13 protein-coding genes are annotated in these 12,603 nt (G+C 67.2%); 7 read left to right on the top strand and 6 right to left on the bottom strand.

Annotation, left to right across the window (positions count from 1 at the left end):
* Nucleotides 1-37: 37 nt before the first annotated feature.
* Nucleotides 38-1,324 carry a phosphopyruvate hydratase gene (eno, locus tag GGQ97_RS09215; RefSeq protein WP_168068972.1) on the bottom strand — a complete coding sequence of 429 codons (1,287 nt, stop codon included), beginning with the start codon at nucleotides 1,322-1,324 and terminating at the stop codon, nucleotides 38-40.
* 163 nt (nucleotides 1,325-1,487) lie between these two features.
* On the opposite strand from eno, the gene GGQ97_RS09210 reads away from it, so the two are divergent.
* From GGQ97_RS09210 to GGQ97_RS09190, 5 genes are all read left to right on the top strand, one after another.
* On the top strand, nucleotides 1,488-2,120 hold the full coding sequence (locus tag GGQ97_RS09210) for a hypothetical protein (RefSeq protein ID WP_168068970.1): 633 nt from the start codon (nucleotides 1,488-1,490) through the stop codon (nucleotides 2,118-2,120).
* Nucleotides 2,074-2,478: a phage holin family protein gene (locus GGQ97_RS09205; RefSeq protein ID WP_168068968.1), complete on the top strand. Its 405-nt coding sequence runs from the start codon at nucleotides 2,074-2,076 to the stop codon at nucleotides 2,476-2,478. Before GGQ97_RS09210 ends, GGQ97_RS09205 begins: the two co-directional genes overlap by 47 nt.
* On the top strand, nucleotides 2,475-2,840 hold the full coding sequence (locus tag GGQ97_RS09200; protein WP_168068966.1) for a hypothetical protein: 366 nt from the start codon (nucleotides 2,475-2,477) through the stop codon (nucleotides 2,838-2,840). The genes GGQ97_RS09205 and GGQ97_RS09200 overlap by 4 nt, the downstream gene beginning before the upstream one ends.
* The gene (locus GGQ97_RS09195; RefSeq protein WP_168068964.1) at nucleotides 2,833-3,171 is read left to right on the top strand and encodes a hypothetical protein; all 339 of its coding nucleotides are present in this window, start codon (nucleotides 2,833-2,835) and stop codon (nucleotides 3,169-3,171) included. Before GGQ97_RS09200 ends, GGQ97_RS09195 begins: the two co-directional genes overlap by 8 nt.
* A 141-nt stretch (nucleotides 3,172-3,312) precedes the next feature.
* Nucleotides 3,313-3,525, top strand: coding sequence for a DUF4170 domain-containing protein (locus GGQ97_RS09190; RefSeq protein ID WP_168068962.1), 213 nt, complete (start codon nucleotides 3,313-3,315; stop codon nucleotides 3,523-3,525).
* A gap of 3 nt (nucleotides 3,526-3,528) precedes the next feature.
* Here GGQ97_RS09190 and GGQ97_RS09185 read toward each other — a convergent pair whose 3' ends face one another.
* From GGQ97_RS09185 to carA, 5 genes are all read right to left on the bottom strand, one after another.
* A complete protein-coding gene (locus GGQ97_RS09185) occupies nucleotides 3,529-4,158 on the bottom strand; it encodes a rhomboid family intramembrane serine protease (protein ID WP_168068960.1) in 630 nt (209 codons plus the stop codon).
* 52 nt (nucleotides 4,159-4,210) lie between these two features.
* Nucleotides 4,211-4,687 (bottom strand): transcription elongation factor GreA, encoded by a 477-nt coding sequence (greA, locus tag GGQ97_RS09180; protein WP_168070914.1) that lies wholly within the window; start codon nucleotides 4,685-4,687, stop codon nucleotides 4,211-4,213.
* Nucleotides 4,688-4,759: 72 nt separating this feature from the next.
* Nucleotides 4,760-8,098, bottom strand: coding sequence for a carbamoyl-phosphate synthase large subunit (gene carB, locus GGQ97_RS09175; RefSeq protein ID WP_168068958.1), 3,339 nt, complete (start codon nucleotides 8,096-8,098; stop codon nucleotides 4,760-4,762).
* Between the two features lie 13 nt (nucleotides 8,099-8,111).
* Nucleotides 8,112-9,011: an FkbM family methyltransferase gene (locus GGQ97_RS14670; protein ID WP_168068956.1), complete on the bottom strand. Its 900-nt coding sequence runs from the start codon at nucleotides 9,009-9,011 to the stop codon at nucleotides 8,112-8,114.
* Entirely contained in the window at nucleotides 9,008-10,171 is a 1,164-nt protein-coding gene (gene carA / locus GGQ97_RS09165) for a glutamine-hydrolyzing carbamoyl-phosphate synthase small subunit (protein ID WP_168068954.1), read from the bottom strand. The genes GGQ97_RS14670 and carA overlap by 4 nt, the downstream gene beginning before the upstream one ends.
* 109 nt (nucleotides 10,172-10,280) lie before the next feature.
* On the opposite strand from carA, the gene GGQ97_RS09160 reads away from it, so the two are divergent.
* Both GGQ97_RS09160 and dnaG read left to right on the top strand, forming a co-directional pair.
* Nucleotides 10,281-10,736, top strand: a complete 456-nt coding sequence (locus GGQ97_RS09160) for a GatB/YqeY domain-containing protein (RefSeq protein ID WP_168068952.1) — start codon at nucleotides 10,281-10,283, stop codon at nucleotides 10,734-10,736.
* Between the two features lie 17 nt (nucleotides 10,737-10,753).
* The gene (gene dnaG / locus GGQ97_RS09155) at nucleotides 10,754-12,601 is read left to right on the top strand and encodes a DNA primase (RefSeq protein WP_168068950.1); all 1,848 of its coding nucleotides are present in this window, start codon (nucleotides 10,754-10,756) and stop codon (nucleotides 12,599-12,601) included.
* Nucleotides 12,602-12,603 lie beyond the last annotated feature (2 nt).

The raw sequence follows: 12,603 nt of genomic DNA, 5'->3' as shown, positions 1-12,603 counted from the left end.
CTGCAACAAAAAAGTGACGAACCACCGCTTTTTGCGCTCAGCGACGATAGGCCTTGAGCGCGGCGCGGCCCGGATAGCGCGCGACATCGCCCAATTCTTCCTCGATCCGGAGCAGCTGGTTGTACTTGGCGGTACGGTCGCTGCGCGCCAGGCTGCCGGTCTTGATCTGCCCGCACGACAACGCGACCGCGAGATCGGCGATGGTCGAATCCTCCGTCTCGCCCGACCGATGGCTCATCACCGCGGTATAGCCACTGGTCTGCGCCAGCCGCACCGCGGCAATGGTTTCGCTCAGCGTCCCGATCTGGTTGACCTTGACCAGGATCGAATTGGCGATCCCGTCGCGGATCCCGTCGGCAAGGCGAGCCGAGTTGGTCACGAACAGGTCGTCGCCGACCAGCTGGCACTTGTCGCCGAGCAGCTCGGTCAGCGCCTTCCACCCCGCCATGTCGTCCTCGCCCATTCCGTCCTCGATCGAGGCGATCGGATAGTCGCGGACCAAGTCGGCGAGGAAACGGGCATTCTCTTCCGGCGAGAGGGACAGCCCCTCCCCGTCCATCGCATATTTGCCGCCCTTGAAATATTCGGTCGCGGCGCAGTCGAGCGCCAGCAGCACGTCGTCGCCGAGCGTATAGCCGGCCGTGTTGATCGCCTCACCGATGAAGTCGAGCGCTGCCCGGGCGCTCGCGATGTTGGGCGCGAACCCGCCCTCGTCGCCGACCGCGGTCGACAGGCCCGCCGCATGCAGCTTGCCCTTCAGCGCATGGAAGATCTCGGCTCCGCAGCGCAGCGCCTCGGCAAAGGTCGGTGCGCCGACCGGCATCACCATGAATTCCTGGAAGTCGATCGGGTTGTCGGCATGGGCGCCGCCGTTCAGGATGTTCATCATCGGCACCGGCAGCGTGTCCGCCGCGACCCCGCCGACGTAGCGATACAGCGGCAACCCGCGCGCATCCGCCGCGGCCTTGGCGGTGGCGAGGCTGACCCCGAGGATCGCATTGGCGCCGAGCCGGCTCTTGTTCTCGCTTCCGTCGAGCGCGATCAGCGCGGCGTCGATCTCGGCCTGGTCCTCGGCTTCGTAGCCGACCAGTTCGTCGGCGATCGCGCCGTTGACGGCATCGACCGCCTTGGTGACGCCCTTGCCGCCCCACCGACTCTTGTCGCCGTCGCGCAGCTCGACCGCTTCGTGCGCCCCGGTCGACGCGCCCGACGGCACCGCGGCCCGGCCCATGCTGCCGTCCTCCAGCGTGACGTCCACCTCCACCGTCGGATTGCCCCGGCTGTCGAGGATGGAGCGGGCATGGATGTCGAGGATGGCGGTCATTGGATCGGGCTCTCCAGCAGGCTAAATCGTTACGCAGCCGTTGCGGACTCGCGAATCGAGTCCCATGTCTGTTGATCGTCGAAGGCCGGAACGGCGGCGGTAGCGGCTCGTTATCGGGCCATACCCAAGTTTTCCAGCGTCACGAACGAAAGAGGAGAGGCTGATGGCCGATACCACGAACAAACTGCCGGAAGGCACCGACACGGTGATCGAGGCCGGCGGCGCTGGCGGAACCACCGGCAGCGCGGGCCGCAGCGGCACCGCGATCGGCAACACCGCCACGGGCGGCCGCACCTCGGCCACCGCCGGCGACAGCCAGACCGATGCGCTGATCACCGGCACCACGACCGGCGACGACGACGGATCGGCCAGCAATGGCGGCATCCGCGGCATGGTCAGCAACGTCACCGGTAAGGCCAAGGACGAGGCCCTCGGCCGCGCCCGCGGTTTCGTCGGTGAGGGCCTGAAGAGCGGCTCCACCACGCTCGGCAGTATCGCCAACATCATCGAGGACACGGTCGAGCAGATCGGCGAACGCCTCGGCCCGCAATATGGCGACTATGCCAAGTCGGCGAGCTCGACCATCCAGCGCTACGCGAGCACGCTCGAGAGCAAGGATCCCGACGAGCTGGTCGACGACGCCCGCGCGCTGATCCGCAAGAGCCCGGCGGTGGCGATCACCGGCGCGGCGATCCTCGGATTTGGCCTCGTCCGTCTTCTGAAGGCCGGCATGCCGGAGGGAAGCAGCAATGAAGCCCGCGACCGCCAAGGCGACCGAGCCGGCACCACCCGGTGATCCGATGCTGAAGCGGACCGAGACAACGCAGGGCGGCGCGGACGGGATCGGCGATCTCGTCCACCGCCTGGTCGAGGACGCCAAGTCCTACGGCCGTGCCGAGCTCGGCTACTTCAAGGCACTCGGCACGGAAAAGGCCAACGCACTCAAGGTCCCGATCGTCCTTGGACTGCTTGCGATCCTGTTCGCCCATGCCGCCTTCCTGGTCCTGATCGCCACCATCTTCGTCGGCCTCGCCTCGCTGATGAGCGATACACTGGCCGGATTGCTGACGCTGGTGATCTGCGTGGCGGCGGCGGGGGGCCTCGGATACCTCGCTTACGCCAAGGCGACCAAGGGACTGGAGGACGCGGCATGAGCGGCGCTGCGAAGATTCGCATCGCCCGGGCTCGCGGCGAGGTCGACCAGGCCAAGGCGCGGCTGATGGCCACGCTCGAGGAAGCCAAGGCCAGGCTCGCGCCCGGCAGGCTTGCTTCGAACGCGGTCCAGTCGGCCAAGGACAAGAGCATCGTAGTGGCGGACGACGCCGTCACCGCGGTCAAGGACAATCCCGGCCTCACCGCCGGGGTCGCCACGATGGCCGCGCTCTACATTGCCCGCAAACCTTTATTCTCGGCGGTTCGGGGCCTTTTCCGTAGCTCCGAACCCAATGCCGCACCCCACAAGACTGACAAGGCGTCGCGCCGCAAGGCCGGCGACATGGAGAATCTCAATGGCTAAGAACACCCCTTACGACAGCACGTCCGACACCACCGGAAGCACCACCGGCAGCCGCTTTTCCGACCTCGGCGCGAGCGCGTCGGGCCAGATCGACAATGCACCCCTGATCGCGCTCGGCGCGGGTCTTGCCCTCGGTGCCGTCCTCGGCGCCGTGCTTCCGGCCAGCGACCGTGAGCGCGAATTGCTCGGCCCTTACGGCCGCAAGCTCAACGACGCCGGCACCGGCGCGCTCGACCGCGGTCGCGGCCTTGCCAAGCAGAAGTTCGACGAAATGGCCGGCGACAAGGTCCGCGAGTTCCTCGGCAGCGGCAGCAGCTCGACGAGCGCCTGACGTACGCTCCTCCCGTCCTCGGGAGGAGCCTGGGGGTGGGCCTGCAAGAATGCATGCCCACCCTTCTCGCCAACCGGCGACCTGACCCTCCCGCCAGCGGGAGGGTTTTTTGTGCGACACGCCCATGCTAGGCGCCCGCCCATGAGCAAGCTCCACCTCGTCTTCGGCGGCCGCGTGACGGACCCGCAGGGCACCGACTTCAGCGACCTTCCCAACATTCACATCGTCGGGCTGTTCGACAATTATGCCGACGCCGAGGAAGCCTGGCGCGCCAATGCCCAGCGCACGGTCGACGATGCCGAGATGAAATACGTGGTGGTGCACCTGCACCGACTGCTGGAACCGGACGCCTGACCTTCAGGCTCGGCGATACCGCCACAACAGCAAGGGCCGCTGCAGCAGCAGGCCGGCGAGGAAACCGCCGATATGTGCGGGGGTCGCAAGCAACATGCCCTGTTGCCCGGCCGACCAGCCCACGATCACCTGCAGCACGCTCCACGCCGCCGCCAGCCACGCGATGTGGATCCAGCGATTGAGCTTGATGTTCTTGCTGACCAACCGTGGCCGCCCGAAGCTCAGCGCATAGGCGCCGATCAGGCCGCTGATCGCCCCGCTGGCGCCGATCACCGGGCCCACCCCGTTCGGGTCCGACGCCCATTGTGCGGCCATCGCCACGTAGGCACCCACGACGTACAGGAAGATCAGTGCGCCCCGGCCGAGCACGCGTTCGACCGCAAGGCCGCACCACACCAGCATCAGCAGGTTGAAGCCCAGGTGAAGCGCACCGCCGTGGACCAGGGTCGCGGTAAGCGGGGTCAGGAACACCGGCACCGACGTGAACGGGAAACCAAGCCCGGTAACCCGCGCCGGAACGAAGCCCAGGGTCAGCGGCGCATGGACGCCAAGCGTGCCAAGACCCGTGAAGATGCTGACCAGTGCGGTCAGCACCGCGATCCAGAAGGTCGCAGTGCGGGTGATTCCAGCCACTTTCAGCGACTCCCTGCCGGCTGCACCGATCGGACCGCCGCGCCGGGGGTCATCAAACGAACTCGATCCCCGCGATCTCGTAATAACGATCGCCGCTCGGCGTGGTGACTTCCACCTCGTCGCCGACCTGGCGCCCGATCAGGGCCCGGCCAAGCGGACTGTTGTAGCTGATCCGGCCGACCTTGGCGTTGGCTTCCTGCTGGCCGACCAGCTGGTAGCGGACCGGCTTGTCGTCCTCGTCGACGAGGTTGACTGTCGCCCCGAACACCACCTTGTCGCCGCTCAGCGTCGTCGGATCGATCACCAGGGCGCGGGCCAGCCGGTCCTCGATGTCGGCGAGCTGGGCTTCGATCTGGCCCTGCCGCTCCTTGGCGGCATGATATTCGGCGTTCTCGGAAAGGTCGCCGTGCGCGCGCGCTTCCTCGATCGCGTCGACGATCAGCGGACGCTCGGCCTTGAGCCGCTTGGCTTCCTCTTCGAGGCTCCGATAGCCCTCGGCCAGCATCGGCACCTTTTCACTCGCCATCAGAATTGGCCCTTCTTTTCTTGCAACCTTCCCCGCGCGGCCAGGCCGCGTGCCCGAGAACCGAAATCGAGGAAGTTAGGATACGCGGGCGGAATAATAGGTCTGCAAGGAGCGGACTTCAAGCGACCGCCCCTTGGAAGCCCGGATCGCCCGCGCCATCGCCTGCGCCGCCGCGACCGTGGTCACGTAGGGCACCTTGCGGTTGAGCGCCGTGGCGCGGATCGACTGGCTGTCCTTCAGGCTCTGCCAGCCCTCGGTGGTGTTGAACACGATCTGCACCCCGTCGTCGACGATCCGGTCGACGATATGCGGCCGGCCCTGCGCCACCTTGTTGACCCGGGTCACCGGAAGCCCGCGCGCAGCCAGGTGGTCGTGCGTGCCGCCAGTCGCGATCACCTCGAAGCCAAGCTCCAGCATCGCCTCGACCGCCGGGACGATCCCCTCCTTGTCGCTGTCCTTGACCGACACGAACAAGGTTCCGCCGGCCGGCATCACCGTCCCGGCGCCGATCTGGCTCTTGGCGAATGCCATCTCGAAATCGTCGGCAATCCCCATGACTTCGCCGGTGCTCTTCATTTCTGGTCCGAGCACGGGATCGGTGCCGGGGAAGCGCGCAAACGGGAACACGCTTTCCTTCACCGCGACGTGCCCGATCGCCCGGTCGATCACCGGCAGGTCCTTGAGCAGCTCGCCCGCCATCACTCGCGCAGCAATCTTGGCGATGGGAATACCGATCGCCTTGGCGGTGAACGGCACCGTCCGGCTGGCGCGCGGGTTGACCTCGATCAGGTAAAGCTCGCCGTCCTTGACCGCATATTGGACGTTCATCAGCCCCTTGACCTGAAGCGCCAGCGCGAGCGCCCTGGTCTGCTCCTCGATCCGGGCGATGATTTCCCGGGACAGGCTGTGCGGCGGGATCGAGCAGGCGCTGTCGCCCGAATGGACCCCCGCCTCCTCGATATGCTCGAGCACGCCGGCCACCACCACGTCGGTCCCATCACAGATCGCGTCGACATCGACCTCGGTCGCATCGCGCAGGTAGCGGTCGACCAGCACCGGGCTTTCGCCCGACACCTGCACCGCGGTGGCGATATAATGCTCCAGCTGCGCCGGCCCGTCGACGATCTCCATCGCCCGCCCGCCCAGCACGTAGCTCGGCCGCAGCAGTACCGGATAGCCGATCCGCTCGGCGACCTTCAGCGCTTCCTCGCGGCTGCGGGCGATGCCGTTTTCCGGTTGCTTCAGGCGCAAACGGTTGACCAGCGCCGAGAAACGCTCGCGATCCTCGGCGAGGTCGATCGAGTCAGGACTGGTCCCAAGGATCGGGATCCCCGCCTTCTGCAGGCTTGCGGCAAGCTTCAGCGGGGTCTGACCGCCCAGCTGCACGATCACCCCTGCCAGCTCGCCCTTCTCGGCCTCGCGGGTCAGGATCTCCAGCACGTCCTCGTGGCTCAGCGGCTCGAAGTAGAGCCGGTCCGAGGTATCCGGATCGGTCGACACCGTCTCCGGATTGCAGTTGATCATGATCGTCTCAAAGCCGGCATCGCGCAGCGCGAAGGCGGCATGGCAGCAGCAATAATCGAACTCGATCCCCTGCCCGATCCGGTTCGGCCCGCCGCCCAGGATCACCACCTTGCGGCGCTCGCTGATCTCGGCCTCGTCCTCGGCGTCGCCGAACAGCGGGGCCTCGTAGGTCGAATAAAGATAGGGCGTGGAGGCGTCGAACTCGGCCGCGCAGCTATCGATCCGCTTGTAGACAGGCCGCACGCCCAGCTTCAGCCGGTGGCTGCGCACCTCCGCCTCGGTCACCCCGCCGGTCATCGCCCGCATCGCCTCGTGCACGATCCCGCCGCCGCGCGCCTGAAGTTCGCCCATGCTGCGGCTCATGCCGGTGGAGCGAAGGCTCAGCTGCGCCAACCGCGAATCGCTGAAGCCCATCGCCTTCAGCCGCCGCATTTCCGCCGCCTCGTTGGGCAGGCCGTAGGCGCGCACCTGGCCTTCGGCCCGGACGATCTCCGCCAGCCGCTCCAGGAACCAGGGATCGAAGCCGGCGATCTGGTTGATCCGCTCGACGCTGATCCCGTGGCGAAGCGCCTCGGCCGCGACCAGCAGCCGGTCGGGGGTCGCCACCGCCAGCGCGGCCTCGATCTCGTCCTCGGCCGCATGTTCGAGATGCCGCACCCGGTCGAGCCCGCACAGCCCGATCTCGAGCCCGCGCAGCGCTTTCTGCAGCGATTCGCCGAACGAGCGCCCGATCGCCATGACCTCGCCGACCGACTTCATCGCCGTTGACAGCTCGGCCGGCGAACCCGCGAACTTCTCGAAGGTGAAGCGCGGGATTTTGGTCACGACATAGTCGATCGTCGGCTCGAAGCTCGCAGGGGTCGCGCCGCCGGTGATGTCGTTGGCGATCTCGTCCAGCGTGTAGCCCACCGCCAGCTTGGCCGCGACCTTGGCGATCGGGAAGCCGGTCGCCTTGGATGCCAGCGCAGACGAGCGCGACACGCGCGGGTTCATCTCGATGACGATCATCCGCCCGGTCTTCGGATCGACTGCGAACTGGACGTTGGAACCGCCTGTTTCGACGCCGATTTCGCGCAGCACGGCGATGCTCGCCGAGCGCATCCGCTGATATTCCTTGTCGGTCAGCGTCAGGGCCGGGGCAACCGTGATCGAGTCGCCGGTATGCACTCCCATCGGATCGACATTCTCGATCGAGCAGATGATGATGGCATTGTCCGCGCGGTCGCGGACCACCTCCATCTCATATTCCTTCCACCCGACGAGGCTCTCGTCGATCAGCACTTCGGTGGTCGGCGAAGCCTCCAGCCCGGTGCGGACGAAATGGAGATATTCGTCTCGATTATAGGCAATCCCGCCCCCGGTCCCGCCAAGCGTGAAGCTCGGCCGGATCACCACCGGCAGCCCGATGGTGTCGAGCACCGCCATCGCTTCCTCGACCGTATGGATCACCGCGCTCTTGGGCGATTCGAGCCCGATCCGGTCCATCGCATCGCGGAATTTCTGCCGGTCCTCGGCCTTCTCGATCGCCTCGGCATTGGCGCCGATCAGCTCGACGCCCAGCCGGTCCAGCGTCCCGTCCTTGTAGAGCGCCAGCGCGGTATTCAGCGCGGTCTGCCCGCCCATCGTCGGCAACAGCGCGTCGGGCTTCTCCGCCTCGATGATCCTGGCCACCACCTCTGGCGTGATCGGCTCGATGTACGTCGCGTCACACAGTTCGGGATCGGTCATGATCGTCGCCGGGTTCGAATTGACCACGATGACGCGGTAGCCCTCGGCCTTCAGCGCCTTGACCGCCTGGCTCCCCGAATAATCGAACTCCGCCGCCTGCCCGATGACGATCGGGCCGGCGCCGATGATGAGGATGGAGGAGATGTCGGTGCGGCGTGGCAATCTTCGTTCCTTCTCAGCGGCTCGTGTCGGACACGGCAAGATAATCGTGGGCGGCGAGGTGGCGGACCGTGAAGCCGCACGCCTTGAGCAGGCGCTCGATACGGGGGTCGTCGCCATTGCTCTCGTAGACCAGGGCGTCGACCCGCCCGAGCAGGCCCGCGGCACCCTGCAGCGCGTCAAACTCCGCGCCTTCGAGATCCATCTTCATCAGCGCAACCGGTCCTTCCGGAAGCAGGCTGTCGAGGCGAGCGGTTTCGACCTTGAGGCGCAGCGATCGTCTGCCGCCCTCCACCGCAGCGATCGAAGCCTGCCCGAGCTTGCTCGGATCTGCGCTCGCTTCCAGCACTTGGCCGTCGACATCCGCCAGGGCCTTTTCGACGACCGTGACATTGCCGGCACCGCTGGCCGCGACATTGGCGCGCAGGCTCGCGGCGGTGCCCGGCATCATCTCGATCGCGACGACCTCGCCGCGCGGTCCCACCAGCTGGGCCGCACGCAAGGCATAGAAACCGATGTTGGCGCCCGCATCGACGAATCGGTCACCCGGCCGCAACCGCTCCTGAAGAACTGCCCACATGTGCGGCTCGCGCTGGCGCAGGACGTGGATCGGATCGTCGGTGCCGCGCCGCAGCCGGAACACGCCGACCTTGTCGACGCGGACCTGGACGTCGCGCAGCAAGACCGGGCATCCGAACCCGTCCAGGGCCTTGAGCGCCGTCACCGGTGCCACCAGTGCCGAGGTGGCAAGGGCCAGGCGGTCCGCCCCCGTTACCCCCGACGCGGCCTTCAGAAGCAATGCCCAATCGCGCTGCCGCCGGGCAAAATGTTCGCCCATGCGCACCAGCTTGCGGACCGCACCCGGCGTCCGACGCGCCAATTGCTGGCGCAGCCCGGCGACGCCGCCTGGGCTCACCGCATCATCCCGACGAACCGCTCGAACAGGTAGAAGCTGTCCTGCGGCCCAGGGCTCGCCTCGGGGTGATATTGCACACTGAAAGCCGGGCGGTCCGCCAGCTCGATCCCGCAATTCGATCCGTCGAACAACGACACATGGGTTTCGCGCACGTCAGCGGGCAGGCCTTCGCGCTCAACCGCGAAACCATGGTTCATGCTGGTGATCTCCACCTGACCGTCGGCCAGCCTTTTCACCGGATGGTTGGCCCCGCGGTGGCCCTGGAACATCTTGGCGGTGCGCCCACCCACCGCCAGCGCAAGCAACTGGTGGCCAAGGCAGATGCCGAACAGCGGCTTGCCGGTTTGCAGCATGCTCCGGATCACCGGCACCGCATATTCCCCGGTCGCAGCCGGATCGCCTGGCCCGTTGGACAGGAAGAAACCATCTGGCTGATGCGCCATCACCTCGTCGAAGGTGGCGGTGGCCGGCAGGATCGTCACCCGTGCCCCGGCCTCGACCAGGTTGCGGAAGATATTGCGCTTGGACCCATAGTCGATCGCCACGACGTGGGGCCGCTCGGCCTCGTCACCGCCGCCGGCATAGCCAAGGGCGATCTCCCACTTGCCGCCCGACCATGTCTTCAGCTGCTCGCACGACACTTCCCTGGCGAGGTCCATGCCTTCGAGCCCCGGCCAGTCGCGCGCCTGCTGCTGCAGCGCCGGCAGGTCGAACTCGCCAGTCGCCGAATGCGCGATCACCACCGTCGGCGGCCCCTCACGCCGCACCAGCCGGGTCAACGCCCGGGTATCGACCCCGGCGAGGCCGATCCGGCCATTGCGCTTCATCCATTCGGGAAAGTCGACCTTCGACCGGAAATTGGACGGCGACGTCACCGGCTCGCGCACGATCGCGCCCACCGCATGGGGATCGTCGGCCTCGACGTCCTCGTCGTTGGCGCCGACGTTACCGATGTGCGGGAAGGTGAAGCAGATCGCCTGCCGCGCGAACGACGGGTCGGTCATCACTTCCTGGTAGCCGGTCATCGCGGTGTGAAAGCACAGTTCCGCCACCTCGGCGCCCTCGGCCCCGAATCCCTCTCCCCAGATCACCCGGCCATCGGCAAAGACGAGAGCACCGGTCGCTCCCTTCGGCATGGGTGTGGGCGCAGGACTGGCCATCGGTGGGAGGGCTCCTTGGGGCAAAAACCGGCGATGTCGCTAAGCCGCCGCCGCTACGGCAGACGCGCGGGATGGTCAACCGGAGCGACAGCATTTAACGGACGTCACCATGATCCGCGACACCATCAAAACCGACCTCGTCACCGCCATAAAGGGCGGCGACAAGGCCACTACCTCCACCATCCGCCTGATCCAGAGCGCGATCAAGAACCGCGACATCGAGCTGCGCACCGGAACCGCGCCGGCCGACGACGACGCGCTGGTCACCGAAGTGCTGCAGAAGATGATCAAGCAGCGCCGCGAATCGGTCACCATGTATCGCCAGGGCAATCGCGAGGAACTCGCCGCGCAGGAAGAATCCGAGATCGCGGTGATCGAGCGCTTCCTTCCCGCCCAGCTGTCGGACGAGGAAGCGGGCGCGAAGATCCGCGAGATCGTCACTGAACTCGGCGCGTCCTCGATGAAGGATATGGGCCGCGTCATGGCCGCGGTGAAGGAACGCCTCGGCACCAGCATCGAACCGGCTCGGGCGAGCGCGCTGGTGAAGGGCGCGCTGGCGGGCTAGCCTCTGCGGCGACGCCCATGACCCTCTCCCCCGCCTTCCTCGACGAGCTTCGCGCCCGAGTCACGCTGTCCAGCGTCATCGCGCCGCATGTGAAGCTCACCCGAGCCGGGCGGGAGTGGAAGGCCTGCTGCCCGTTCCACAACGAGAAGACCCCCAGCTTCACGGTCAACGACGAGAAGCATTTCTACCATTGCTTCGGCTGCGGCGCGCATGGCGACGCGATCCGTTTCCTGACCGACAATCGCGGCCTCCCTTTCATGGATGCGGTGAAGGAGCTTGCCGCAAGCGCTGGCATGGAGGTTCCCGCCGCCGACCCGCGCAGCCGCGAACGGGCCGAGCGCCAGGCGACCTTGCATGACGTCATGGCGGCGGCACAGGCGTGGTTCGCCGAGCAGCTCGACAGCATCGAAGGCGCCGAGGCCCGCGCTTATTGCCAGCGCCGCGGTATCGGCGGCGGCGCGATCAAGCGGTTCGGGATCGGCTTCGCACCCGACCGCCGCCAGGGCCTGCGCAAGGCGCTCGCGGCCCATACCGACGCAAAGCTGATCGAGGGCGGCCTCCTCATCCAGGTCGAGGAAAAGGAGCCCTACGATCGCTTCCGCGGCCGCCTGATGATCCCGATCCGCGATGCTCGTGGCCGGGTGATCGGGTTCGGCGGCCGCATCCTTGGTGCCGGCGAGCCAAAATATCTGAACTCGCCCGAGACCCCGCTCTTCGACAAGGGTTCGAGCCTCTACAACCTCGACCGTGCTTCCCCCGCCTCGCGCGCGGCCAAGCGGTTGATCGTGGTCGAAGGCTATATGGACGTCATCGGTCTCGATCGCGGCGGTATCGCGGAGGCCGTCGCCCCCAACGGCACCGCGCTGACCGAGCGCCAGTTGGAGCTGCTGTGGCGGCTCGACCCCTCGCCCATCCTCTGCCTCGATGGCGATGCGGCAGGCCAGAAGGCCGGCGTCCGTGCCGCCACCCGCGCGCTGCCCTTGCTGGGACCCGAACGCACCCTGTCGTTCGTCACGCTGCCGCAGGGTCAGGACCCCGACGACCTGGTCAACAGCGGCGGGCGCGATGCGGTGGAAGCCTTGCTCCGGTCACCCGAGCCGCTGGTCGACCGCCTGTGGCGGCATGAGCGCGACTCGACCCCGCTCACCACTCCCGAACAGCGCGCCGGCCTCAAGCAACGCCTGCTCGACCACGCCGCCGCCATCCCCGATCGCAGCCTGTCGCAGCTTTACCGTGACGAGTGGATGGACCGCTTCCATGCGCTCAATCGCCGCGATCGGCCCGCCTTTACCCCCGGCGGCGGCTCGCAGCAGCGCCGTGGGACGTGGGTCAAGGGCCGCGGCTTCGTGCCGCCCGAACCGCCCGCCAGCGCCGAGGCCCGCGCCATCGGGGTCAGCGGGGTCGACCCGTTCACAGCCCGCGCGCTCGCCGCCGGCCTGGCCCGCTTTCCCGACCTGGTGGTGGAGGAAGCCGGCATCCTCGCCGTCCTGCCCTTCGCCGATCCCGCCGCCGAGCGGCTCAAGCATCGCCTGCTCGATCAGGCACTTAGCGGCGGCCATCTTGATTCGGCCGCGGTCGCGCCCATCTTGGCAGACACCGAGACCGACCGGCTCCTTCAACAGGCGCTGGGCGGCTTCGGAAAAGGTTTCTCCTTCAACCGAATCGATACCGAGCCGAACCAGGCGCGGGCGGACCTCCGGGCGGTGATCGAACTGCTCGGCGACCGCCACGAAATCGCGCAAGGGCTGGCGGAGGTCTCGGCACGGTTGATGGACGACCCGCAAGCTGTGGCTGAACAGCACCGGCTGCTGCTTGCTAACCAGGAAACAACCAAGAGACTGGCAGATTATAGCGCCAGCGACTAAGC

The organism is Sphingomonas kaistensis (assembly GCF_011927725.1).
Lineage (GTDB): Bacteria > Pseudomonadota > Alphaproteobacteria > Sphingomonadales > Sphingomonadaceae > Sphingomicrobium > Sphingomicrobium kaistense.
Note: the sequence above shows the minus strand (reverse complement) of the source record. Positions and strands in the feature narration are given on the sequence as shown.